Here is a 680-nt window from a genome sequence, read left to right on the forward strand (position 1 = left end):
GCATCGACTGCTTCTGCATGGATGGTGATCGGGCCATCGCCTGTCACCGCAATCGCTGCTGTGATATAGCCATTCACTAGATCCGCTGCAGTCACCGTGAAGGTATTACCGTTCACAGTCACCACCGTACCAAGCACTGCATCTGGTCCCAATGCCACACGTGCATCGAAGCTACCATCTGTACCTAACTCAGTCGCATTCAAGATGCCGTCACCGTTTAAGTCGTCTGGCACTGTGATTGCACCAATCAAGTCAGCTGGAATGGTATCAATCGTAACAATTGCTGTATCTATTGTTGTGTTTCCAGCTGGATCTGTTGCCGTTACAGTTACTGTATGTGGACCTTCACCTAAAACAGGTAATACATTATCTGCTAGAGTCCAAGTACCATCACCATTATTGGTCGCTGGATAATCAACCCCATTCACATTCACTACAATCGTGGCAGTTGGGTCATTTATCGTACCCGTCAACGGTGGCGTCGTATCATTAGTAATAACATCATCTAAAGATACAATTGGTGCAACCGTATCAATCGTCAATACCGCAGTGTCTGTACCGACATTACCCGCAGGGTCTGTCGCTGTCACAGTCACAGTATGTGGTCCTTCACCTAAGGTCGGTAAGGTGTTGTCCGCCAAGGTCCATGTGCCATCACCATTGTTCACTGCTGGATAGTC

1 protein-coding gene is annotated in these 680 nt (G+C 48.1%); it reads right to left on the reverse strand.

What is annotated here, in order from left to right:
* The coding region (locus MN869_RS20345; protein ID WP_243309228.1) for an Ig-like domain-containing protein at nucleotides 1-680 on the reverse strand (680 nt) is incomplete at both ends.

The sequence above is a fragment of the Acinetobacter sp. NIPH1876 genome, from assembly GCF_022808535.1.
GTDB lineage: Bacteria > Pseudomonadota > Gammaproteobacteria > Pseudomonadales > Moraxellaceae > Acinetobacter > Acinetobacter higginsii.